At 72.0% G+C, this 232-nt stretch carries 1 protein-coding gene; it reads left to right on the top strand.

Annotated elements, in window-relative coordinates:
- On the top strand, positions 1-232 hold a 232-nt coding region (locus KZZ04_RS20940; RefSeq protein WP_219424141.1), incomplete at both ends, for an FAD-dependent oxidoreductase.

Raw genomic sequence — 232 nt, 5'->3', positions numbered from 1 at the left:
CCTCACGGTTCGGCGGGGCGGTCGCCAGGAGACTGTCGTGGCCGAGCGCATCATCGTGGCGACCGGGCGCACGGCCAACACCGAGGATCTCGGCCTCGCCGAGGTGGGTGTGGCCCAGACCCCGACGGGCGCCATCGCAGTCGACGACCGCATGCGCACCTCGAAGCGGGGCGTCTACGCGGCCGGCGACGTGACCGGCAAGGACCAGTTCGTCTACATGGCGGCGTACGGC

This window comes from Pseudoalteromonas sp. CR1, from assembly GCF_019392235.1.
Classification (GTDB): domain Bacteria; phylum Pseudomonadota; class Gammaproteobacteria; order Enterobacterales; family Alteromonadaceae; genus Pseudoalteromonas.
Note: the sequence above shows the minus strand (reverse complement) of the source record. Positions and strands in the feature narration are given on the sequence as shown.